A 23301-nucleotide genomic window follows, 5' to 3' on the forward strand; every position below is an offset into this window, starting at 1 on the left:
ATTAATCTTTGAGCATCTGTTTCAAATATTTTACGGGCATCGCAATGGTTGTTTCATCTGATAGACTACCAGAAATTTTATCGATATTAACTTTGTCAATCTTAATTTCCGATTTTTCGAAAGTATTAATCGTTAAATTGCCAATGTTGCTTTTATCTTCTTCTCCTCCGAGATCAACGGTTGAATTCTTGCATCTTATATTTAACTTTTTATAAGAGTTGTTTTCCGAATAAAAAGTTGTACTATCCAGGTTGATGTTTAACTGTTTAATGTCGGGTTGATTAATTACTTTGCTCGATTTTCCATTATTTGTAAATAATGTAATGGGCGAGCCAAAACTGAGCTGGCCGGCATTTTTCATGTTAATATTTAAAGAATCACTTTTGGCTGTTAAAATCAGCTCTGAAGAATTAGTTAAATTGAGTTCGTCAACATTCCGACAATATACCAGTATTGTTATATCTGATCTATGATGGTGCGATGGCTGTGCTTTATCATCAAAATAAATTTGTAGTACGCCCACATTGTTTACACTAAAATTGATGGCGTCTTTCATCTCAGTAGGTACTTTTACCCCGAATACATCGCTTTTAATAAAATGTATCTGCAGAGCATTACCTCTAGCATCTGGAATGTTAATACTGGTAAACGGATTTTTTATAGGTACGGCAGTTCTGCCTTGGCTTTCCTTATCAAAGGGCTCCGCGTTTATTTCTTGTTCTTCAACAAAGCCACCACTAGTTGATGGCTTATAATTTATTTTGGCATTTATGGCCACAACAATTATTGGAACAATAATGAACAGTGCAGCAAGGGTGATTAATAATTTATTGCTTGTTTTCATTTTTTTAGGCGTTAAAATTTTCTTTTACAAACATTTTGTATTGGCTTTCCAGTTCATCAAAACCAATGTTAAGCAGGTAAATATTCCTGAAAAAGGTTGGCAGTTCATCTGTTATAAACTGTTGTTTGCGGTAGTTTCTTACATTGTCTATTGCCGCTTCCTCTACAAAAAAACCAATTCCTCTTTTATTGTTGATGATGTTCTTGTTTTGTAGCAGCTCGTAGGTGCGCATTACCGTATTAGGATTTACTTCCATTTCTACGGCCAGTTCCCGCACCGAAGGAACTCTTTCATCGGCTTTCCATTTTCCGAGCAAAATATGTTCACAAACGTATTCTGCAATTTGAAGGTATATCGCCTTGTTATCTCTAAATTCCATATCTATACCTTTTAATTAAACTTCTTTTTCTTTTAAGCGGACGTAAGTAATTATCCAGATAAATAAGGTGACTAAGATGCTAGCCACAAATAGTATTATGAATACAAAGTCTCTTTCATTTGTGCCTGTATTGTACTTACCTTCCAGTAACCATTTCGCAGTTTTAAAGCCTAAAAAGATCACAAGTGTGAATAAGGCTGTTAAGGATAGAGCGGTTTTAACGTAATGAAAGCGATTAAAATAAACGGATCCCAGAAGAAAAATGCTAGAGAAGAAAAGTGGAAAAGCAAATAGGAATTTAGACCTGTTATCGACGGTTAAATCATCATAAAAAGAGCTAAAGCTCACCAATGTTAGTTTATTGGTGTTATAATCGAGCGCTTTTTGATTTTTCCATAGTTCGTTGATATAGTTAAGAAATATAGAATCAACTATATAAAAAATAAGTAGGTAACTTACTAAGCTGAGAATTACGGAGAAAAGGATTGCGCAAAAGAATTTCTCGGTAACAGAGGCTGGCGTCATTAATTCCATAATTGCTTTCGGTTTTTGCCCTAACGCACTAAAATAGGTGCTGGCTTCAATTGTTAAAAACAAAAAACCGATCGAAAGAAAAACAGGCATACGAAAGGCTAATTGAGCATGGCCGTTATCATTCCATACAAAATTTGATTGGTTGAAACGAGGGATGTTAAAGAGATAGAAGCCCACTACAATTACGGTAAGCACTATCAAACTCATCAAATAAATTTTTCCAAACTCCAGCCACTGTCTTTTAAGCAATAAGCCAAATCGATTGATATTAAATGTGTTGTTCATCGCTTAACTGAATAAAGGTTTAAATTTGATTTTTTCTGCAAGTATGGCATTGAAAAGAAGCTCCATATCTAATTTGCTTTCTTCCTGGTGATAGTTGGGCATTACCGCATTATAACCAGAAAGTGATGCCTCTGCATAAATGATGCTATCATCGATTTCTTTGACTTTCTTGAAGGTTAACTTTGCTGTAATTTCTTCTACTGAAGCTTTAAGCGCAACGTCATTTTCGTCAAGCATAATCACCGTGTCGATCAAATTGTCCAAATCCCTAACCTGGTGCGTAGAGATGATGATACAACGTTCATCTGTCATGGCTGAAGCCATAATTTTCCTGAACTGTGCCTTTGATGGAATATCCAATCCATTTGTCGGCTCATCCATAATCACCAGTTTGGCCTGTGTAGCCAGGCCAAAAGCAATAATTACTTTTTTCTTCTGCCCGTAGCTCATGTTAATGAGTTTCTGTTCAACCGGAATATCAAATTCCTTAATCAGATCTGTAAAATAATCATGGTCGAAATTTTTGTAAAATGGAGCGTTTGCTTTTAAATAGGCTTCAATTTTTACTGAAGGCAAATAAAATTCTTCTGGAATAAAACAAATCTGCTCTAAAAGCGCAGGTTGTCTTTTGGCGGGGTTAAAGCCCATCACCTCTAATGTGCCACTCTGTGCATATACCAAACCGGCCAGGTTTTTTAATAGACTCGATTTACCGGCTCCATTTTTTCCAAGCAAACCGTAAATATGACCATTGCTTAACCGCATGCTCATATTTTTAAATAATGGCTTATGCTTGCTGTAGCCAAAATTAAGATTGTTAATATTTATCATATCTACTGTATTAGTTAAATAATACACTAATGTATGTTGTTGTTTGATGATCTCCAAATTATTTTGAAAAAAGTTTTGGGCTGAGCGAATAGGGGTTAGCGTTTTCACACCCATCGCGCTACGCCACGGGAAGGTAAAATATCAGTCTAATAATTGTTGCATTAAAACATCCTTAATGTGGAGATTGTATGTTTGTAGTATATTGATATAGTATGGATACAAAATGGGCATATTTACTTAGTCGCTTGGCAATAGGATTGAGTTTTTTCGGACATGGTTTGGTGCGTTTACCAAAACTTGCAGGTTTTAGTGGCTGGATGGTTGGGCAATTTTCGAAATCATATTTACCTGATACATTGATTATTCCCTTTAGTTATATTTTGCCGTTTGCCGAATTTATAGCAGGCTTAATGATCATATTGGGCTTATTTACTAGGCAAGGCTTATTATTTGCCGGAGTGATTTCGTTAGCACTGATTTTCGGAACAACGGTAATTGAAAATTGGGATGCGCTGCCTTCTCAACTCATCCATGTCGCATTTTTATCGGTACTACTCGCTTACCTGTCGCATAACAGTTATGCGGTTGACAAAATCATTAAAAAATAATTATGGAATACAGAAAAATTGGAAATTCAGATTTGGAACTTTCAGTAATCACTTTTGGTGCCTGGGCAGCCGGCGGATGGATGTGGGGAAGTACAGATAGAAACGATGCAATTAACGCAATTAAAGCAGGTTACAATTTGGGGGTTACTTCAATTGATACCGCACCAATTTATGGTCAGGGAGATAGTGAAGAAATTGTCGGGGAGGCAATAAAAGGTATCTCGCGCGATAAATTACAACTGGTAACCAAATTCGGGATGCGCTGGGACCTAGCCAAAGGCGATTTCGGCTTTAAGAGCAAAAACAACGAGGGAAAAGATATCGATATTTATAAATATGCCGGAAAAGAAAGCGTGATTTATGAATGTGAGCAATCTTTAAAACGCCTGGGTACTGATTACATAGATCTTTACCAGATCCACTGGCCAGATACAACAACACCGATAAACGAAACTTTCGAAGCCGTGAGCAGGTTAATTGAACAGGGTAAAGTACGTTATGCAGGCGTGTGCAATTATAATGTGGCACAATTAAAAGAAGCAGATCAGACTTTAGAAATTATTTCCAACCAGATTCCATTTAGCATGGTAAACCGCGGTGTTGAGGAGGAAATTGTGCCATATTGCATCGAAAAAAATAAATCAGTTTTAGCTTATAGTCCGATGGAGCGCGGTTTATTGACCGGAAAAATGACCGCCGATTATAAATTTGAAGAAGGTGATCACCGTCAAGGGAATAAATTTTTCTCGCCAGAAAGTATCGAAAAAACAAATGCATTCTTGGCTAAAATAAAACCGTTGGCCGACGAGAAAAATGCTACTCTATCTCAATTGGTGTTACGCTGGACGGTTGAACGCCCAGGCATAACCATTGCTTTGGTAGGTGCGAGGAATGAAAAACAAGCTGTACAAAATGCAGAAGCCATAAACGTAAAATTAAAAGCTGAAGAAATTCAGTTCATCAATACCGAATTAAAGAACGCTGGTTTTTAAACTTCAACCGCAAAGAAAGGAAGGAACACACAAAGAATACAGCGGTTAAAGTGTTCGATTTCTTTGCGAAAAAACTTTGTGTTCTTCGCGGTTAAACAAACAATATATGTCTAAATTATTTTCTCCTTTTACCATAAAGGATGTAACCTTAAAAAATAGAATTGTTATTTCACCCATGTGCCAATATTCTGCTGTTGATGGCTTTGCCAACGATTGGCACCTGGTGCATTTAGGAAGCCGTGCCGTTGGTGGTGCAGGTTTAATTATTCAGGAAGCTTCTGCAGTAACAGCCGATGGGAGAATTACCTATGCTGATTTAGGTATCTGGAAAGATGAACATGTAGAAAAACTGAAACAGATAGTTTCTTTTATTCATAATAATGGTGCTATCGCTGGCATCCAACTGGCGCATGCAGGCAGAAAGGCCAGTTGCGAGGTGCCCTGGAATGGCGGTGAGCAATTAGCTGGAGGTGAAAATAGCTGGAAGCCAGTTGCGCCATCTCCAATTTCTTTTAAGCCAGGACAGGTTGAACCACATGAATTAACGATTTCAGAAATTCAGGATATTGTTTTTGCTTTCAGAGCGGCGGCAAAACGGGCCCTTGATGCTGGCTATAAAGTAGTAGAAATACATGCTGCACACGGTTATTTACTACATCAGTTTTTTAGTCCATTGAGCAATAAACGTACAGATGTTTATGGTGGAAGTTTCGAAAACCGGATTCGTTTGGTAATCGATGTGGTTGAAGCCGTACAATCGGTATGGCCAGAGAACTTGCCTTTGTTTGTTCGCATTTCTGCAACGGACTGGACGGAAGGCGGTTGGAGCGAGAACGATTCATTACAATTAGTGGCTGTGTTAAAAGATCGTGGTGTAGATTTAATTGATACCTCATCGGGAGGAAATGTACCTGATGCTTTTATTCCTGCAGGACCAAACTATCAGGTTCCTTTTGCTGATAAGATTAGAAATGAAATTGGGATTTATACAGGTGCAGTAGGTGTAATTGTTGAGGCGCAGCAGGCAGAAGAAATTTTAGAGCAGGGCAAAGCTGATTTGATTTTTATTGCCCGCGAATCGTTACGTGATGCTTATTTCCCTACGCATGCAGCGCAAGTGCTTGGCGATGATACCGAATGGCCAAATCAGTATGTTAGGGCTAAGAGGGTTACGTTTAAGAAATGATCATAGGTTCCAAAAAAGGGAAAAAGCCGACATTTGTTGGCTTTTTCCCTTTTAAATCAATTATGATGTGGCTGGCACATAGAACCTCAATCCTATCCACCTAAACCCGATATAAGTGGATGCCCCGGTTTTTTTCTATTGTTTGTTATTTTACCAGTGTAAAAGGAACATACAATCCGAAAGTGATATTTCTGCCGGTATTATAAACACCTAAATTAGGATTTTCCTGATCAAAACGGCCTGGTTTAAATCTGCTTAAAGCATCATAATATTTCTGATCTAACAGGTTATTGGCCGAAACAGATAGTTTAATTGGCTGTTTGCCTAAATTAAATGTAGCACCGATGCCTGCGTTTAACAAAGTATAACCACTGGTTGGCGTTTCAAAAACATCATCTACACGGGTTTGTTTAAATGCCGAGTTGATACCCACAGAAAGATATGCATCATTTGTGCCTTTAAGTTTAGGTTCGAAACGTAATTCATTTCTCAATGTTCCGGCAGGAATAAATGAAAGCGGTCTGTTTAACGTATTGTTCTGTGCATGAACGTATCCAAATGTATTTTCGAAGTGGATAAACGGAACAGGGTGGATGGTTAAGCTTGCTTCAGCACCGTAAAGATTCGCGTTTACCTGTCCGTAACGGTAAACATCATAAAGTGTACCGTCAGCTACTCTTTGTTCGCCATTGTTGGAGGCATAAATATAATTGTGGATGTAATTGTTGTAAATACTTGCACTTGCACTTACAATTTTTCCTTCGTATTCCAAAGCAGCATCAACCTGGTAACTGCGCTCAGGACTTAAACCTGAGTTACCGATTTCGTATCTAAATGTACCTTCATGTACACCGTTCGAGCCTAGCTCTGCTGGGTTTGGCGCACGGAATGCAGAACCTGCATTGGCTTTAAAATTCAGCTCATCATTAAACTGATGGGTAAAACCCAATGCGCCACTTACATTTGAAAACTTATTTTTGAAAGGTGCAAAAAGCTCTTCTCCATCATCAAACAATTGTTTTCCGTTGTTTTTTCTAAAATCGTAACGGGCACCAATGCTAAAGGTGCTATTTTCCCAATTTTTCTTTGCATAAGCAAAAGCACCTAAACCAAAAGTATCATAAGCTGGAATTAAAAATTCTGTTCCTTTATTTTGGCTATGTGCATCATCTACACTTACACCAAAAACGGGCTGCCATCCATTGGTTTCGTGGATATAATATTTCAGATCTGCGTTGTAAGTTTTAAGGTCGAAGAATAGGGCAGGATCTGGTCCATCTAATTCACGACGTTGGTTTTGTTGATAACCAAAATCAGCTTTCAAATTACCGTTACCAATAATGAAATTGTTATTTAAGGCGATTTTAAAGTGTCGGATATCTTGGCGAGGGTATTCTAAAGTACGGTTTTTATAATCATCGTTGGTAAAAGCACTACCGTCTTCTTTCACAAAATTTCCATTGTCGTCTAAAGTCGGCTCATAAAAGCCAATATTGTTATGAAAGTTCGAAACATTTAAGTGGGTATAACCCCAGCTTTTATTTAAACCTACCATACCACTTAAATCGGTTTCGTTAAAGCCCGAATTAGGGAAGTAACCTGTTGGTGTTTTAAAAGAGTAAGCATTTTTATACGTTCCACGGGCTCTCCAAACAAACCCGTTTTCGTTACCATTTAACATTAACGAGTTAGCAGTAAGGCCATTATTGGTAGAGTAATTGGTAATAAATTCACCTTTAATCTGCCCTTCGGGTGCGGTACTTGGCTCTAATAGATTAATTACTCCACCTAGTGCATCAGAACCGTACATTAACGATGCTGCGCCACGTAAAACTTCAACGCGGTCTGATTTAAACTGATCAATTTCAATACCGTGCTCATCGCCCCATTGCTGGCCTTGTTGTTTTATACCATCATCTAAAGTTACAATTCTGTTATAGCCCAAGCCTCTGATTACAGGCTTGGAAATAGATGGGCCAGTAGTAATTTGTGATACACCGGGTATTTTAGTTAACGCATCAATTAAATTGGTTGAAGGCTGTAAAAGCTGATCCTTGCCAATTACAGCAGAAGAAGCACTATTTCTTTTGCTGGTACTGCTGATCAAACTTCCGGTAATTACAATCTCCTTTGTTTCTATTGCAGTAGGTTGTAAAGAAAACGCTAATCCAGCTGCGCTGGCAAAGTTTACCACCTGTGTAGCTGTTTTATAGCCTACATAATGTACCTCAACCAGATAACTTCCTTTTGAAGGAAGGTTATTCAACGTAAATTCTCCGTCATTGTTGGTTACTGCCGAAACTTTTAAGTCAGGAATAAAAATGGTTGCACCTGGCAACGTTTGTTTGGTGCTTGCATCAATAACCTTACCTGTTATATTCTTTAAAGCGGCAGCAAAAACGGTGCTGCTTAATAATGTATATAGAATTACTAAGCCAATAAGCTGTAATTTTTTCATGTGTTGTAGTAAATAAAAATGATTGAAAAACCAAAGCAATAGCATAATGATGCTAGTTTTAGTTTCTCATATAAATAATTTGATTAAGCACGGATGCGCTTGAAAAGAAAAAATTAAGCTAAAGGGGGACCCCGTAAACAAGTACGCTTTATTTCGGTAAAGGCATTCTTTAAGGTAGACTCGGTTCGGCTAAAAATTTTGGCTGATAAGAAGATTCTGTAAATGTGGTGCGTTTGCACATAATTTTTTTCAAAACTAGCATTACAGATTAAACAGGTATCGCCATGGGCCTGAACATGGCTAACATGTTTACAGTTGACCTCTTTCTGCACAACCGGAAGCGGGTTATGGTGGTGAAGTACACTCCAAGGAGTTAAAGCAATAGCAAATACGATCAGCATAAATGCCGATAAATATTTGTTAATGTTTTGTCTATGCTTTTTCAACAGGCCAAAAGTAGTAATTCCTAAGCAATTATATATATTTACAAAGTAACATTGTATTTATACTGCTATGACCTGAGATCTAGTCGATGGTTTAATGAAAAGAAGATATAAATCTTAAAAAATTATAGCCATACCAATTATAAACCTATTTCCGTTATTGGTTGAAATAAAGAATTAATGAAATTTATCAGGAAAAATATATTCAATGCACTATTGCTCATCATCCTTTTGGTAATTGTTTTTGTACCTGATGCAAAAGCATTTTTAATTAGGGGATTAATGGAAATCGGTTTTTATTCGCCAGAAGTTGAACGCCCAATGGCAAGCACGATAGGCCTTAGTGGAATTCAGTTTAAGGATTTAAAAGGAAACGTGATTGATCTTGGCGATTTAAAAGGGAAAGTTATTTTTCTTAATTTCTGGGCAACCTGGTGTCCGTCATGTAGGGCCGAAATGCCTTCGATTAACAAGCTTTACGCACAATTTAAAAACGATAAAGATATTGTATTCATTTTTGCCGATGCTGACGGAGATTTTGCGAAATCAGGCGAGTTTATGTCCGATCGTAAATATGAAATGCCAGTTTATAAAGTAGAAAGCGATATTCCTGAAAAAGTATTTACTGGCGCTTTGCCTACAACTGTTATTTTCGATAAGCAAGGCAGATTGTCTTTCAGGCATGAGGGTGTGGCTAATTATGCAGATAAAAAGATTGTCGACTTCCTTAATAAATTAAAGAATACAAAATAACTTATGCAGTAATCAAAACATTCCAGATTCTTCCTAGGATTTGAGGTTCAAATGATATTTCTATTTATGATATATGTAGTTAACTACATATATTTGTTGGATAATATTTAGCAATGCAAAACGACTTTAAAATAGAACGGTTAGATAATCAATTCTGTGAAGCGATTATTGGGTTAATTCTGCCCATCCAACAAATAGAATTTAATGTAGATATAGACCTGGCAGCACAGCCAGATTTGTTGGATATCGAAAAAAACTACGATGGCTCTGGCGGTGCCTTCTGGGGTGCAAAATTAAATGGTGAATTGATCGGAACTATTGCTTTAATTGCCGTACCTGAGCATCAATCAGGGGCAATCAGAAAAATGTTTGTGAAAAAGGAATTCCGAGGGAAAGATTTGGGCGTTGCACAGGCTTTATTGAAAACACTGCTAGCCTACTGTGAGGATAATAATCTGAATGAGGTATATTTGGGCACTAAAGACATATTGCAGGCGGCCTGCCGTTTTTATGAACGTAATGGATTTAAACCAGTTGCAATGGAAAATTTACCGGTTTACTTCCCCCGGATGGCTGTAGACAATGTTTTTTATAGCCTGGATTTAAAATCTGTTTAATGGAACAAAATGTAATTGATGCTTCTGGCTTATTGGCCATTTCTACCCGCTTGCAAAGGCTCAGCGATCAGATCCGTAAAGATGGCCTGTTGATTTATAAAGCATTCGGAATTGATTTTCAACCCAAATGGTTCCCTGTGCTTTATACTTTATATAAAAAATCAACCATGAACGTGGTTTCGCTGTCAGATGAAATCGGTTATGCACATCCTTCTACCATCAGTTTGTTAAAAGAATTGGAAAAGGAGAAACTGATTCGGTCTAAAAAAGATAAAGTAGATACCCGTAAACGTTTGGTTGAGCTTACAGAAAAGGGCACGGCACTTCTTTCTACCATGGAGCCTGTTTGGGATGTGATTATTAAAGCAACAGCAGAAATTACGAATACTCAAAATAACTTAATGAAGGCCATAAATGAAGTTGAAGCAACCTTAAGAGAAAAAAGCTTCTTAGAAAGAGCAGAGGTTTATATTAAGAAATGAGTGAAGGATAGAATGATTGAATGACGGAGAAGGTTAACCAATGATTTTACTATTTTTGCTCCCATGATTTCATTTTTCGAGGCTTCACTTAAGCAACTTTCTATCCACCATACAGGCAATAAATTGCTTGAAGAGTATTATAAATTATCTGATGCACCTTTAAAAATTGATGACGAAATACTGGGAAACCTGCTGATGCAGTATTTCTTAAAGCCTTTCGAAAAGGTAAATGAAGTCTACCGTTTTTATCATCCTAATGATAATTTAGAACTGAACGAAGTATTCCATTTTGCGCATGAAATTTTCGAAAACAATGAGCTTTTTCACGAAGATTCGCAGCAACTCGCCAAACATTTATACGATGTTGCCAACCACCCAAAAATTAAATCGGGTGAATTATATGTGGCTTACTTCGAAAAAGTGCAGATAGAAGGGGAGCAGTTGGACGTAATCGGCGTTTTTAAATCCGAAACAAAAGATACTTACCTAAAAGTTTACCCTGAGCAGGATGGCTTTAATGTAAGTTACGAGCAAGAAGCCATTAGCATTAATAAACTGGATAAAGGCTGTCTGATTTTTAACGTTGATCAAGAAGAAGGTTACAAAGTGGTGGTGTTGGATCAATCGAAAAGCAGCAACGATTCTGCCGTTTACTGGAAAGATGAATTCTTGAAACTGAAAATCAGGAACGATAGCTATAACCAGACCAATAATGTGCTGGGAGTTTATAAAAATTTCGTCACGCAGAAGCTGGATGATGACTACGAAATCAGCAAAGCTGATAAAATAGATCTCTTAAACCGCTCGATGAAGTATTTCAAAGAGAAAGAAACCTTTGATATTGAAGAATTCGGTAATGAGGTAATTGGCAATGCTGAAGGGATAGAGTCGTTCAAAAATTACAAGAAAAACTATGAGCAGGAGTTCGAAAGTCCGATAGCTGATCATTTTGAAATCGCCGAATCTGCTGTTAAAAAACAGGCCCGTGCCTACAAAAGCGTGTTAAAGCTGGATAAAAACTTCCACATTTATATCCATGGCAATAAAGATATGATCGAAAAAGGTTACGACGATGATAAATCGATGAACTTTTATAAGGTGTATTTTAGGGAAGAAGAGTAGGTTTTAGTCCTAAGTCCATAGTCTTCAGTCATGAGCCCTACTTTGGACTACAGACTAAGGACTCATGACTAAATCCCATTTCCTCGGTCTGTGTCCCCACAGACCGAAACTGAATTTTATTTTCTATTTTTAATAATGGAAAACAAAAATATTTTCAAACAAGACCGCAACTCAAAAATGCTTTTGGATGGAGTATATTTTTGGACAGACACGGTTAAAGATTGGAAAAAAATCTTTTCTATCGATAAGTATAAATTAATTTTAATCGATACTCTGAGGGAACTTGTAAATAGAAAAAAGGTTGTTGTTTATGCTTTTGTAATTATGCCAAATCATTTGCACTTGGTATGGCAAATGATAGCGTTAAATGGAAAAGAAATGCCTCAAACAAGTTTTAATAAATTTACTTCCCATCAAATTTTTCAGGACTTAAAACTTCATCACTTTGATATATTACCATATTTTAAAGTATCTGATGGAGAAAGAAATTTTCGTTTATGGCAAAGAGATCCATTAGCTATTCTTATGGATACTCTGGATAAGCTTGAACAGAAAATAGACTATATCCATCTCAATCCATTACAGGAAAGATGGCAATTGTGCGAGAGACCGGAAGATTACGAATGGTCATCAGCAAAATTTTATGAAACTGGAATAGATAATTTTGGCTTTTTAACTGATTATAGGGATCTTCTGTAGCTTTATTTCTATTTCGGTCTGTGAGGACACAGACCGAGGATTAGCATGAGCTTGATCATCGGTTGTGAAGTCGATTTTGGACTCGGGACTGAAGACTTAGGACTAAATCCGCTGCTGTGCCTTTAACGCCAAATACTGATTAATCACATTAACAGTAAGTTTTTGGGGAGGGGTAAGGATGGCTAAAATGCCATGTTTGTTGAGTTCCTTAACCATTAGTTTTTTTTCGTAGATAAATTTCTCGGCAATGGTTTTATGGTAAATACCTTCTACATCTTTTGCAGGTTCTGTACTTAATTCTTTTAGTTCTGTATTTTCGAAAAATACCACAACCAATAAGTGATATTTAGCAATCCTTTTTAAGTAAGGCAACTGTCTTTGTAGGGCAGACAAACTTTCGAAATTAGTAAAGAAAACCAAAAGACCCCTTTGTTTCACTATTGATCGTACCGCGGAATATAGTGCCTCGAGATTACTCTCCAGGTATCTTGTTTTTTCTTTGTAAAGCACATTCATGATACTGCCAAGCTGGGAAGCTTTACGATCTGCTGGTACAACAGCGCCGATATTTTCAGATATCGTAATTAAACCTGCTTTATCTTCTTTGAGCATAGCCACCTTCGAAAGTGCAACCGTAGCATTTATGGCGTAATCGAGTAGGCTCAAACCTTCAAAAGGCATACGCATTACACGCGATTTATCGATTATACAATAAATATTCTGCGACTTTTCATCTGTATAGGTATTCACCATTAAGCCGCCTTTTCTGGCGGTAGCTTTCCAGTTAATGGTGCGGATATCGTCGCCTCCAACATAATTTTTAATCTGGTCAAATTCACTGCTTTGTCCAACTTTCCTGATTTTTTTAATCCCAAATTCTGTTAGATAGCGTGAAGCGGCCATCAATTCGTATTGGCCGAGATTAATAAACGAAGGAAAAACAGGCAAGATCTTGGCACCATCAAAATTATAACGGCGGTTAATTAAGCCCAGGGGCGAGCTGATGTACGCTCTAATAAAGCCAAAATCATATTCACCACGTTTTGTTGGACGCAGGTTGTAATAGATCGATTTTGCTTCAGCAGGTTTTAGGTGAAGTTTAAAATCTTTATCCCGGAGTTGAAACTGAAAAGGCACTTCATCAATCACCCTGGCATTTACCCCAAAACCATAACTGTTCCTGATTTCGATCTGTATCGGATTTTCATCGCCATTACTCAAACGTTTCGAAGTAATTCTTTTGGCATCAATCCCTTGGGTATTTCGGTATAGAATAAAAATATCTATAAAAAATAAAGCAAATACGGCGCCAGTTGCAATTTCAGGTATATCGCCCAGCCAGGCAAAAAAGAACTTCAACAAAAAAAGTACAATACAGCAGCCTAAAACCGCGAATAAACGATCGGTTAGGAATAGATTGTTATAATATTGCTGAAAGATTTTTTTCAATGTATGGTTAATTGTAAATGTTGGTTAATCGGTTAATTGTTTAAACGGGTTAACTGTAGTAGCCAACTGTAAACTGAAAATTGTCGACTGATAAATATAAACTAGCCTACCTTGGCACTTCAATTTTTTTAATGATCTGATGTATAATATCGGTTGTGGTTAAGCCTTCCATTTCTTTTTCTGGTGATAATAATATCCGGTGAGCCAGTACAGGGCCCGCAACTGCAATAATATCTTCAGGTGTAACAAAATCGCGGTTTTGAATAGCAGCAAAGGCTTTTGCACTATGTGCAATCGCTAGTGATGCTCTTGGCGAAGCACCCAGATAAAGTGATGAATTGTTCCGGGTTTCGTTTACGATTTTAGCGATAAACTCCAATAATTTTGGTTCAACAAATAAACTGCGGATGATTGCCCTAGCCTCTTTTATCTGTTGAACAGACAATACAGGTTTTACTTCGTTTAATAATGTTTTATTAACTAAGGTGTGTTGAGCCAGCAAAATTGCGGTTTCCTCCTCTAGCGAAGGGTATTTAACCTCTATTTTGAATAAAAACCTATCCAGCTGTGCTTCAGGGAGGCGATATGTTCCTTCCTGCTCAATCGGGTTCTGTGTGGCCAATACCATAAAAGGCTCATCCATAATATAAGTATGCCCATCAATGGTTATCTGGCGTTCTTCCATTACTTCGAACAAAGCCGATTGGGTTTTTGCAGGCGCACGGTTAATCTCATCAACAAGAATAATATTGCCAAAAATAGGACCCTTCCTAAATTCGAAATCTCCTGTTTTGGTATTAAATATCGGGGTTCCTAAAACATCTGAGGGCATTAAATCGGGGGTAAACTGTACTCTCGAAAATTGTGCATCTATCGATTTTGCAAGCAGTTTTGCGCTGAGCGTTTTGGCTACCCCGGGTACGCCTTCAATTAAGATGTGCCCGTCGGCAAGCAAACCAACAATTAAGAAATCAATAACCTGTTTTTGGCCGATAATGATATTTCCAAGTACATTTCTGATTTGATTTACCGCTTCATTTAAGGCACTTAAATCGGTACGTGGGTTAAACTGTTCTTGTTCCATTGCTTTGCGTATTTTTATAAAACTGTTCTATGCTTTCGTTTAAATTAATCAATTGGGTATCGCTTAAATCGCCCATTGTTGGCGTTTGGATAAAATGTTTGGTCAGGGTTTTGGCCAGGGCTTCGTTAATGCCTGTTTTCTCCATGAGTACCTGAGCAAATTTGCTGTCGATATCGTTAGTCTTTAGATAATACCTGCTCCTTAAGTACTCCATAAAGTAATTGATCTTTTTTAAGGCTATATCGAGATTGTTCCGCTCGTGGTAATAAACACTGCCCACCACATTAACAAAGGCCAATGAAGAATTGGTAAGCGGATCGGCGATTGGGATAATTCTTTGCCTGCGCTTAATGTCGTACAAGACAAAAATTATCAAGCTAAATATGGCCAGATAATAGGCGAACTTCAGTTCAGGATGTTTAAAGAATACCCTGAGCATATCGGTAGTAGTGTTCTTTTGTGCAGAAAAATATTCATCAAAAATGAGCTGCTTATTTCCGTGCAAATAACTTAAGGTTTTAGCGGCATATTCTGCACCATATTTATTCAGCAGGTTAAAATTAGTGTAAAAACCTGGCTCGGCAATCAGGTAAAGATTACCCTTACCGTAAGTATAGCGGATAAAATTAGGCTTATTATCGGCATTTATCCCAAGTATTGTGGTTTTACTGGTATCAACTTTACTAAAATACTGGCTGCCAATCCCTCTTTCAAAGCCGTAGTTTGCATCTGTTTTTAATTCTGGATTGGTAAAATTTAAGGTGCTTCCTTCGGGAGACATTGTGGTAGAAGTTTGTATTTTAAGTTCCTTACTTATTTTTCCTAAATCGTAAGTAGCAATAAATACATCATTACCTGTGTGCATATATTTTATTAACTGCTCAAGATCAGTTTTACTAATGTCTGTCTTTTGCGCAACAATTATATAAGCGGCTTTATTGAATTTTTTAGATTTTAAAGTGGTGTAAACAGCAGTTTTTGACTGTTGAATACTTGCCGATGGCAAAATATCTTTGATTCTATTGTATAAAATATATGTTCCGTAAGGGATTTTATCTTTAGTAGCATATGTTGGCGCCCAGTTTGTTGGCGTAGGCTTGTTATACTGCGCAATTAAATAACCCAAAATTAGAATGGAACCAATAATCAGATATAATTTGTAGCCCTTCATTTAATTTGGTTGTTAAACTCGTTAAACGATTGGTTGATCGGGTCGAATTTCACCTCATCGATAGGGAAGTCGCCATACCAGATATAATCGAACTGTAGGGTAAGCTGGCTAAAATCGTTTCTCAGCTCTGGCTTACTAATTTCCATTAAATAATTATAATTGGTTTTATCGGGCTGCCATTGGATAATTTCGGCATCGCTCAATTTTTTTAGGGCCCTCAGATACAAAAGCCTAACAGCCAAACGGAATTTTCTTTCTGCAACTAACCTTTGTAATTCCTGTTCATAATCTATCTCGTGGATGTTTTCGGTAATTACATCATATGGAAGGATTGTTTCTTTCGGTTTTTTAGTAAAGATTTTTTCAGCACCGATAACTTTAACCACGATAAATATGATCAGCGCTACGCCAAGGCCTACAAAAATATACCTGGAAAAAATGTTAGATGCTGCTCCCTGAAAGAGGTCGCCGACTAAATTCCAGAACCATAACCAAAATTTATCCCAAAGTGATAGCTGTTGCTGGCCTATTTCGTCGTATTGAAACTCTTTTTGCTCTTTATAATTGCTTATGGCCTCTTTATCAAATTTTGATGCCACAATCTTACTGCTATCGGTTTTAATTACAGTAGTTACAGGCTTAGGTTTAGCCGTCTGCGCTTTGTTGATTACCGGAATAAAAAACAAAATACAAACAAGAAGATATCGGAATAGTGCACGCTGCATTTTAATATTCTTCAGGTCTGGTATCTATAGGTTTTTCGGTATTGCCAAAATTAGAAATCCGTTCCATTAGGCCGGTGTTTTCTTTTTGTTCAACCAAACTGAAATAGGCCAATGAAATGGTAATAATGGGAATGATGGTAAATACCTGGCATAACGACTGCAAAACAGTTGTAATCATGGTAAGTGTTAAAGACATATGTGGGGTTTTATGCGTAAACATACCAATCATATTAAATAAACTTGTAGGTAAAACAATCATGCTCATACAGGCATAAACAATAATCCATACTACGATCAGCGTACCGAAAGTAATCCAGAAATTATCTTTAATAATTTTGAAGCTCCTGTTAAATGAATAACCTAATGAACCATTTTCGATTACCATTATCGGGAACATCATGGCCACATAGGGGAATAGCCAGAAGCCAGGTACAAGGCAAAACATAAAGGCAATACATAACAGGATAATTAATAGGATAGAACTGCCAAAAATCCTGAAAAAATAATATTTAAAGTATCCCCATACTTCATCGGTGGTTGGCGTTTGGTTTCCTTTCTGCACATATATAGCGATATAAGATAGTATGGCGACACTCATACTGGCATATGTTGCTAAAGAGAATAAAATAGATAGGAAATACTCTAATCCATATAAAGCTGAAAAACCTAAGCCTTTGGTATTTCTTCCATTACCAATGGTATTGATGATATTAACCATTTTGTATTGTTGCAATAACATGGTTAACATACTGGCCAGTACAAATAAGCCACAAAATGTGAAATATATTTTAATGAGTGGCTTAAAATTTTGACGCATGAAGGTAAAGGTATCGTTGATTACCTGTCCGAAATCTCTTCTTTTCTTAAATTCAATTTTCCCTAGCATGTTAATTTAGTGTTGCTTGTTTATTGTAGATTTTTATGGGGTATATAAATACATACCAAATAATGAAAGCTGCAGAAGATAACAGAATGAACATGCTTAACCATAAAGGCATTTCAGTATGTCGGGTAACGAAACTTTCAAAGAATGCTGCAACTATAAAAATTGGTATCAGGCCAATTACAATTTTCAATCCATCTTTGGCCCCTTTTAAAACAGAAGCCATACGGGTATAGGTTTTAGGGAATAAAAGGCTATTGCCCAAAATTAAACCAGCTGCACCAGCCAAAACAATTGCCGATATTTCTAATGTTCCATGAATCCAGATCACCAGAACCGATTGAAAACCCAAGCCCTTGCTAAAGAAGAAATATTGAAACGAGCCCAGCATTACTCCATTTCTGAATAATGAAACAATGGAGCCAAATGAAAATATAATACCCAAAACAAAGGTATAAAGCGCAACATAAATATTATTGACCCCAATTTGCATGAACATCATAAACTCATTACTTTGTTTATAAACCCCGAACGGATCGCCTTTGGCAATGTTTTCGTTGGTCATGTTTACATAACCATCACCCATAATCAATCGTACAAAAGTGTCGTCGTATTTGGCCGATAAAGCACCAATGGCACAAGAAACCAAGAAAAATGCCAATGCATAAAATACCTGTTTTCTGTGTTGTAGGAATATTAAGGGGAGTTCTGTTTTCCAGAAATGGATAAACCGGTTCGACTTTTCCTTTTTGTTTTTGTAAACCGACTGATGTAATTTAGAAGCTAAGCCATTAAGATAGGCTGTTGTTTTCGAATTAGGATAAAACGTTTTTGAGTAAGCTAAATCGTTAGTGATTTCGATAAACTGATTGGCCACTTCATCAGGACTTGCGGGTTGCATGGAATCATAATGTTGCCACTTCTTCGAATTCTGTTTAACAAATAATGCTTCTCTCATTTATAGACCTTACCAAATCTTGGGTTAAAATAGCTAATTTTTTACGGAAATGAAACCAACATTGTTTTCAAATTGCTTAACCCATCAGAACAAATATACGTAGATGAACAATCCAAATATGAAAATATAAGAAAACTTTAGTTTAAAAAAAAATAAACATCAATCTACAGCTATTATCTTTAAAAAAAATTATGTTTGAATATGGATAGCATCAGAATTAGCACGGCTCAAAATATTGATATTGATTACGAAATTGCTGGCCTGGGCGAGCGTATAGCTGCAAGATGTATCGACCTGGCTGGATTTATAATTCTTGCTATAATTACCCTGGTGATAATGGGAGCTGCCCAAATGGCAATGTCTGGAAGTGCTGCAATAGTTATTTTCTTTATTTTCCTGGCAATTTTTGCTTTCTACGATCTGGTTTGCGAAATCACCATGGATGGCCAAACTTTGGGAAAAAAAGTGTTAAAGATAAAGGTAATAAGCATTGATGGTACACAGCCAACTATTGGGCAGTATATTTTTAGGTGGTTATTTCGAATGATCGATTTTGGCTTTCCTTTTGGCTGGGGCGTTGTTGCACTGGTTTCTGTAGTGGTAACAAAAAATCATCAACGATTGGGCGATATACTGGCTAAAACAACGCTAATCAAAACTAAACCAAGAACCGAATTTTCTAATGTGGCCTTCAGTTTTAATTTGCCTGAAGAATATGAACCACAGTTTAAGGAAGTACTGCACTTAAATGACAGAGATATAGAGCTTATTCATGAGGTGTTGACTGGTTATTACCAAACCGGAAATGCCGATTTAATTTATGCAATGGCAGCCAAAACCAAGGAACACATTTTTGTAACCATTCCGGGTGGGATGAACGAGTTACAATTTTTAGAGACCGTATTAAAGGATTATAATCACCTTACAGCCAATATGAGTGTTTAGCTAAAAAACATTTTGTGTAAATAGCTGATCATTACAAAATTACCAATTACGATAACCAATATTCTAAAGATAAAAGAACGTTGTTTGACTTGAAGTTTATATAATAAGCCAGCTGAGATAAACAAAAACAACAGCGGAATGGTAGGCGGATAGAGCGACCAGCTTTTTGATAAATCACCTTGAATAAGGGCGATAAAAGATCTTTGAAAGCCGCAACCCGGACAATCGATTCCTGTTAAAGCTTTAAATGGGCAGGGGATTAAATGATTTTGCAGCCAATCAACCAGGTTGATTAAGCTGCAAAATGTAAATATGATAAACATCCAGAATTAAACTGTAGGTGGAGGAGTATCGTTTGGAGTGTCTTGATTGCCGAATGGTTTGTTAAATGGATTATTTGGGTTATTGAAAGGATTGTTGCCAAAACCACCATTTTGTGCTTCTGCTGCCGATGGCCCTAAGTATTTAGCATCACTAAAACCTAAAATTGGCCAAAAAATGTATGGAAAGATAACCAAACCGACAGTAAAACCTTCTGATTTGCCAAAGCTCTTGCTTAGTAGGTTCGTTGCCCAAATTCCGAATACAATGTTTACGCAAGGGATAAGCATCCATAAAATCCAGATCATTGGTTTACCAATAATTTCAAGCAAAATAATTAAGTTGTAAATGGGGATAATAGCAGCCCAGCCTGGTTTTCCAGCTTTTTCGAAGGTTTTCCACATTCCGGCAATCAACAAAACAATTACCGCCAGGTAAATAATTCCGCCTACCAGACCAATACCTGCGGCTAGTCCACTTGATTCATACTCATTCATAATTTACTGTTTTTAAAGGTGATTAATTTAAATAGTTGAACTAAAATAAATTTTTTAATTTAAAAACAGCATAAACAAACGTTTAATTATTTCAATACATTGGCCACTTTTGGTAATAAAGCAGCTGCCCATTCTGTGTACATTTTAGCACTTGGGTGCAATCCATCGCTCGCCACCAACGATAAATCTGTTGCAGCATTTCGAGATGCAGGGGTAATGTTGGTATAATTTACTCCTGCTGAAAGCGTGATTTCTTGGTTTGCAGCATTAAAGCTATCAATTTCATTAGCAATCGTTTGTGCGTTTCGCCCTGAGTTTTTACCGAAGGGCGTAGCCCCCCAATCTGGAATAGAAACTACAAAAACCTTATTCTTGTTTCCTCCTGCAAAAGCGATTGCCGTTTGTAACAATTCTGTGAATTCCTTTTTGTAAGTGTTTATTGGGTAACCCCGATATTGATTATTTACGCCAATCAAAAGCGTAACAAAACTATAGGTTCCTGTTAAATTCTCTTTTTTTATACCCGCCTGAAGTTCGTCTGTTGTCCAGCCGGTTACCGCAATAATTTTTGGATCAGCTATGCTGATGCCTTGAGTTTTTAATAAACTTTGAAGCTGATAAGGAAAAGATTCTGCCTGTTTAACCGATTCGCCAATGGTATAAGAATCGCCAAGTGCGAGGTAAGTGAAATTACGTTCTCCATTTGGTGAAACTGTTGATCGATCGATAATTGGTTCAGTAGGCATAGGCTGTTGTTTTGTACAGCCCGAAGTTAAGAAAGAAATTAAAATGGCGCTTAATAAAATCTTCATAGCTTAATCTACGAATTAGCGCTCGGTTTAGTTTTATCCAGCCAATTAAATCAGCTGCATTTTAAAGAGTTCGGCAATATGATTCTTTAATTTTCCTTTTACCTCTTCCATATCGAGATGATAACCGAGTTCTTTTGCTAAAGAAGTTACCGCTTTATCATCAATGCCACAGGGCACAATATTTTTAAAATAATCTAAATCTACATTTACATTAAAGGCAAAACCATGCATGGTAACCCAACGGCTGCAACGAACGCCCATGGCGCATATTTTACGGGCCTTTTCGTTATCGGCATCTAACCATACCCCTGTAAAACCTGGATAACGGCCAGCTTCTATTCCATAATCTTTTAAGGTAAGAATAACGGCTTCCTCTAGGGTACGTAAATATAAATGGATATCAGTAAAGAAATTATCAAGATCAAGAATCGGGTAACCCACGATCTGTCCTGGGCCATGATAGGTGATGTCGCCACCGCGGTTTATTTTATAGTAAGTCGCGTGTTTATCCTTTAATCCCTGGTCATCTAATAATAAATTTTCGGGATGCCCGCTTTTGCCCAAAGTGTACACATGTGGGTGCTCGCAAAATACCAGATGGTTTGGCGTAGGCTTATTGGTGTTGTTTACGCGGTTTTCTGTTTTAATGGCTACCGTTTTATTTAGTAAATCTTCCTGTTTATCCCATGCTTCCTGGTAGTCTGTTAAGCCCCAGTCTGCAAAAGTAGTTGGCACTAAACCTGCTGCAATTGCTTTTTCCGCTGTATCGTTCATCTCCATTTATTTTAAGAATTGCTGGCAACATAGCCTAGCATGTAACCGTCTTTTGTTTTAAAGTAATTAACGGTCAGCTCCCGCGTACCCGTTGGTAGCTCTACCAATGCATTTAAAGAGCCTTCGTTTTTTAACTTAAAAGGTTTAATATGGATATGTTGTTTAAATTCTAAACCTTTTTTTCCGTGCCATTTATAAATAGCCTCTTTAGCACACCAGGCCACGTATAAGCCATCGGTATTATCTCCGATCTGTTTTTGGGCAAGCTCTACATCGCTTAAAAACTTATGCTTAATGCTTTTTATTTTGTGCTTAATCATTTCAATATCAACACCCACAGCATGCTCTTTACTAATCATTACGGCAGCATAATCATAAGAATGGCTTAACGAAATATGATAATCGAAATTCACCAGGTAGGGCTTGCCGTGTTCATCAAACTGGCAGTCGATATACTCGGTAGTATTCAGCATTGTTCTCAATAACAACCTCGTGCTTAGCCAATGTAATAACCGCTTACCACTGTTTAATGATGAAATAATATCATGTTCATGCTGCTTAAGCTGCAGTCCGGCCAACAATTCTTCTTCTGTTTCCTCAATTTTCCAAATTGCTAAAACAGCATGCTGATCAATATTTTTGTTGTAAATTATTGGCATTGATTAAATTGGAAATTACATGCAAAATTATCTTAAATAAATGATAATTTAGGCCAAAAATACGTATAAAAATGATATTATCTGATAGCAGGATATTAGAAGAAATTGAGAAGGGAACAATCATCATAGAGCCTTTTAAACGCGAATGTTTAGGAACCAACTCGTATGATGTTCATTTAGGTAAATACCTGGCTACATATAAAAGTCGTGTGCTCGATGCGAAGGCGCACAACGAAATCGAACATTTCGAAATTCCTAAAGATGGTTATGTCCTTTACCCGGGTACCCTTTATCTTGGTGTTACTGTAGAATACACCGAAACACACGGGCATGTGCCTTTTTTAGAAGGTAAAAGCAGTACCGGCCGTTTAGGTATCGATATCCATGCCACAGCTGGTAAAGGTGATGTTGGTTTTTGTAACACCTGGACATTGGAAATTTCGGTAGCGCAACCTGTAAAAATTTATGCCGGAATGCCTATTGGCCAATTGATTTATTTTGTTGTTGAAGGTAAGATTGAAACAATGTACAATTCAAAAGGTAACGCTAAGTACAACAATAAAACCACCAGGCCGGTAGAAAGTATGATGTGGAAGAATAGGTTTTAGAGATTGCTTAATCGGTTAGTAGCCAATAGCTTATTGAAATATGGCATCTTTTCTTTTTTGGAAATTAACAGGCAGTGTGCTGTGGCTGCGGTAGTCCCGCCATTCGCTGTGGTCCCGATGGAAGAATCGGGAGCCGCCGCCGCTGTCGGGTTTTATGATTGGCGGTCTGCTTTCAGGCATTA

Annotated in this window: 26 protein-coding genes; 10 read left to right on the forward strand and 16 right to left on the reverse strand. The window is 37.2% G+C overall.

The features are described 5' to 3' along the window. Position 1: 1 nt before the first annotated feature. Genes FHT21_RS17925 through FHT21_RS17940 form a run of 4 tightly spaced genes read right to left on the reverse strand, consistent with a single transcriptional unit; the run spans position 2 to position 2873 of the window. A complete protein-coding gene (locus FHT21_RS17925; protein WP_167296114.1) occupies positions 2–844 on the reverse strand; it encodes a DUF2807 domain-containing protein in 843 nt (280 codons plus the stop codon). Positions 845–848: 4 nt separating this feature from the next. Continuing rightward, complete coding sequence (locus FHT21_RS17930) at positions 849–1223, reverse strand: GntR family transcriptional regulator (protein ID WP_167296115.1); 375 nt, start codon at positions 1221–1223, stop codon at positions 849–851. A gap of 15 nt (positions 1224–1238) precedes the next feature. After that, positions 1239–2042: a hypothetical protein gene (locus tag FHT21_RS17935; protein ID WP_167296116.1), complete on the reverse strand. Its 804-nt coding sequence runs from the start codon at positions 2040–2042 to the stop codon at positions 1239–1241. A 3-nt stretch (positions 2043–2045) separates the two neighbouring features. Further along, complete coding sequence (locus tag FHT21_RS17940; protein ID WP_167296117.1) at positions 2046–2873, reverse strand: ABC transporter ATP-binding protein; 828 nt, start codon at positions 2871–2873, stop codon at positions 2046–2048. Positions 2874–3085: 212 nt separating this feature from the next. Here FHT21_RS17940 and FHT21_RS17945 point away from each other — a divergent pair, with 212 nt between their 5' ends. From FHT21_RS17945 to FHT21_RS17955, 3 genes are all read left to right on the forward strand, one after another. Beyond that, positions 3086–3481 carry a DoxX family protein gene (locus tag FHT21_RS17945; RefSeq protein WP_167296118.1) on the forward strand — a complete coding sequence of 132 codons (396 nt, stop codon included), beginning with the start codon at positions 3086–3088 and terminating at the stop codon, positions 3479–3481. 2 nt (positions 3482–3483) lie between these two features. Beyond that, a complete protein-coding gene (locus FHT21_RS17950) occupies positions 3484–4473 on the forward strand; it encodes an aldo/keto reductase (protein WP_167296119.1) in 990 nt (329 codons plus the stop codon). A gap of 106 nt (positions 4474–4579) precedes the next feature. Next, on the forward strand, positions 4580–5659 hold the full coding sequence (locus FHT21_RS17955; RefSeq protein ID WP_167296120.1) for an NADH:flavin oxidoreductase/NADH oxidase: 1080 nt from the start codon (positions 4580–4582) through the stop codon (positions 5657–5659). Positions 5660–5804: 145 nt separating this feature from the next. Here the strand turns inward: FHT21_RS17955 and FHT21_RS17960 are convergent, their stop codons facing one another. Next, on the reverse strand, positions 5805–8117 hold the full coding sequence (locus FHT21_RS17960) for a TonB-dependent receptor (protein ID WP_167296121.1): 2313 nt from the start codon (positions 8115–8117) through the stop codon (positions 5805–5807). Between the two features lie 623 nt (positions 8118–8740). Between FHT21_RS17960 and FHT21_RS17965 the strand changes: the two genes are divergently transcribed. The 5 genes from FHT21_RS17965 (at position 8741) to FHT21_RS17985 (ending at position 12233) form a co-directional block, all read left to right on the forward strand. Continuing rightward, positions 8741–9313: a TlpA disulfide reductase family protein gene (locus tag FHT21_RS17965; RefSeq protein ID WP_167296122.1), complete on the forward strand. Its 573-nt coding sequence runs from the start codon at positions 8741–8743 to the stop codon at positions 9311–9313. 113 nt (positions 9314–9426) lie between these two features. Beyond that, the gene (locus FHT21_RS17970) at positions 9427–9930 is read left to right on the forward strand and encodes a GNAT family N-acetyltransferase (RefSeq protein ID WP_167296123.1); all 504 of its coding nucleotides are present in this window, start codon (positions 9427–9429) and stop codon (positions 9928–9930) included. Beyond that, positions 9930–10412, forward strand: coding sequence for a MarR family winged helix-turn-helix transcriptional regulator (locus tag FHT21_RS17975; RefSeq protein ID WP_167296124.1), 483 nt, complete (start codon positions 9930–9932; stop codon positions 10410–10412). The genes FHT21_RS17970 and FHT21_RS17975 overlap by 1 nt, the downstream gene beginning before the upstream one ends. A 63-nt stretch (positions 10413–10475) precedes the next feature. Then, on the forward strand, positions 10476–11534 hold the full coding sequence (locus FHT21_RS17980) for a nucleoid-associated protein (RefSeq protein WP_167296125.1): 1059 nt from the start codon (positions 10476–10478) through the stop codon (positions 11532–11534). Positions 11535–11669: 135 nt separating this feature from the next. Further along, positions 11670–12233, forward strand: coding sequence for a transposase (locus FHT21_RS17985; RefSeq protein ID WP_243854044.1), 564 nt, complete (start codon positions 11670–11672; stop codon positions 12231–12233). 102 nt (positions 12234–12335) lie between these two features. On the opposite strand, the gene FHT21_RS17990 is transcribed toward FHT21_RS17985, so the two are convergent. From FHT21_RS17990 to FHT21_RS18015, 6 genes are all read right to left on the reverse strand, one after another. Beyond that, positions 12336–13682 carry a DUF58 domain-containing protein gene (locus FHT21_RS17990; protein ID WP_167296126.1) on the reverse strand — a complete coding sequence of 449 codons (1347 nt, stop codon included), beginning with the start codon at positions 13680–13682 and terminating at the stop codon, positions 12336–12338. Between the two features lie 106 nt (positions 13683–13788). After that, positions 13789–14766 (reverse strand): MoxR family ATPase, encoded by a 978-nt coding sequence (locus tag FHT21_RS17995; RefSeq protein ID WP_167296127.1) that lies wholly within the window; start codon positions 14764–14766, stop codon positions 13789–13791. Further along, positions 14747–15937 carry a DUF4350 domain-containing protein gene (locus FHT21_RS18000; RefSeq protein ID WP_167296128.1) on the reverse strand — a complete coding sequence of 397 codons (1191 nt, stop codon included), beginning with the start codon at positions 15935–15937 and terminating at the stop codon, positions 14747–14749. Before FHT21_RS18000 ends, FHT21_RS17995 begins: the two co-directional genes overlap by 20 nt. Then, on the reverse strand, positions 15934–16662 hold the full coding sequence (locus tag FHT21_RS18005; protein ID WP_167296129.1) for a DUF4129 domain-containing protein: 729 nt from the start codon (positions 16660–16662) through the stop codon (positions 15934–15936). Before FHT21_RS18005 ends, FHT21_RS18000 begins: the two co-directional genes overlap by 4 nt. 1 nt (position 16663) lies before the next feature. After that, complete coding sequence (locus FHT21_RS18010; RefSeq protein ID WP_167296130.1) at positions 16664–17548, reverse strand: hypothetical protein; 885 nt, start codon at positions 17546–17548, stop codon at positions 16664–16666. A gap of 1 nt (position 17549) precedes the next feature. Beyond that, positions 17550–18503: a stage II sporulation protein M gene (locus FHT21_RS18015; protein WP_167296131.1), complete on the reverse strand. Its 954-nt coding sequence runs from the start codon at positions 18501–18503 to the stop codon at positions 17550–17552. Between the two features lie 201 nt (positions 18504–18704). On the opposite strand from FHT21_RS18015, the gene FHT21_RS18020 reads away from it, so the two are divergent. Next, positions 18705–19448 (forward strand): RDD family protein, encoded by a 744-nt coding sequence (locus FHT21_RS18020; RefSeq protein WP_167296132.1) that lies wholly within the window; start codon positions 18705–18707, stop codon positions 19446–19448. Here FHT21_RS18020 and FHT21_RS18025 read toward each other — a convergent pair. The 5 genes from FHT21_RS18025 to FHT21_RS18045 form a co-directional block, all read right to left on the reverse strand. Continuing rightward, positions 19445–19771 carry a DUF2752 domain-containing protein gene (locus FHT21_RS18025; protein ID WP_167296133.1) on the reverse strand — a complete coding sequence of 109 codons (327 nt, stop codon included), beginning with the start codon at positions 19769–19771 and terminating at the stop codon, positions 19445–19447. The two genes, FHT21_RS18020 and FHT21_RS18025, sit on opposite strands and share 4 nt — an antisense overlap. A gap of 6 nt (positions 19772–19777) precedes the next feature. Continuing rightward, entirely contained in the window at positions 19778–20266 is a 489-nt protein-coding gene (locus tag FHT21_RS18030; protein WP_167296134.1) for a DUF5684 domain-containing protein, read from the reverse strand. Between the two features lie 86 nt (positions 20267–20352). Then, the gene (locus FHT21_RS18035) at positions 20353–21078 is read right to left on the reverse strand and encodes an SGNH/GDSL hydrolase family protein (protein ID WP_167296135.1); all 726 of its coding nucleotides are present in this window, start codon (positions 21076–21078) and stop codon (positions 20353–20355) included. Between the two features lie 45 nt (positions 21079–21123). Continuing rightward, entirely contained in the window at positions 21124–21858 is a 735-nt protein-coding gene (gene lipB / locus FHT21_RS18040) for a lipoyl(octanoyl) transferase LipB (protein WP_167296136.1), read from the reverse strand. Positions 21859–21863: 5 nt separating this feature from the next. Then, positions 21864–22511: a 4'-phosphopantetheinyl transferase superfamily protein gene (locus FHT21_RS18045; protein ID WP_167296137.1), complete on the reverse strand. Its 648-nt coding sequence runs from the start codon at positions 22509–22511 to the stop codon at positions 21864–21866. A 71-nt stretch (positions 22512–22582) separates the two neighbouring features. Between FHT21_RS18045 and dcd the strand changes: the two genes are divergently transcribed. Further along, the gene (gene dcd, locus FHT21_RS18050) at positions 22583–23119 is read left to right on the forward strand and encodes a dCTP deaminase (protein ID WP_167296138.1); all 537 of its coding nucleotides are present in this window, start codon (positions 22583–22585) and stop codon (positions 23117–23119) included. Positions 23120–23301 lie beyond the last annotated feature (182 nt).

The sequence above is a fragment of the Pedobacter sp. SG908 genome (genome assembly GCF_011759615.1).
Lineage (GTDB): Bacteria > Bacteroidota > Bacteroidia > Sphingobacteriales > Sphingobacteriaceae > Pedobacter > Pedobacter riviphilus.